At 72.0% G+C, this 597-nt stretch carries 1 protein-coding gene; it reads right to left on the minus strand.

What is annotated here, in order from left to right:
* Positions 1-597: lysylphosphatidylglycerol synthase domain-containing protein (locus LPA54_RS35245; RefSeq protein WP_228984669.1), on the minus strand; the 597-nt coding region annotated here is incomplete at both ends.

The following is a 597-nucleotide window of genomic DNA, read 5'->3' on the forward strand; positions in this document are numbered from 1 at the left end:
GCAGTCGGAAGAGCAGCACGGCGGGCGCGGCGACCTCGCTCGGCAGGCCGACCGCGATCAGACCGACGGTGAGGGTGGCCTCCACGGCGCCCACACCGCCCGGCGTCGGCGCGGCGGAGCCCAGGGCGTTGCCCGCGAGGAAGACGACGGCGACGCTGGCGATGCTGACCGAGGTCGACTCGTCGCCGAACGCCCGGACCGAGGCGTCCAGGCACATCACGAAGCAGGCGGTCAGCAGCAGCATGCCGCCGATGCCGGTGATCAGCTTCTGCGGCCGCTGCAGCACGTCGAGCATGCGCGGCACGACGCCCGCGAACAGCGACCGCACGCGCGTGACGACGAACTTCCGCAGGAACGGCACCGAGGTCACCACGAGCACCAGCACCGCGACCGTCAGCAGACCGCCGATGACCGTGCGGGACGGCGACAGTGAGGGCGTCTTCTCGGTACCGGTCAGATAGCCGAACGCCAGCAGCATCAGGATGTGACAGCCGAGCCCGAACAGCTGCGACGCGCCGACGCTCGCCACCGCGAGCCCCGGACGCACTCCCGCGCGCTGGAGGAAGCGGGTGTTCAGCGCGACACCGCCGACCGCGG

Origin of the sequence: Streptomyces sp. DH12, from assembly GCF_020873895.1 — a bacterium.
Classification (GTDB): domain Bacteria; phylum Actinomycetota; class Actinomycetes; order Streptomycetales; family Streptomycetaceae; genus Streptomyces.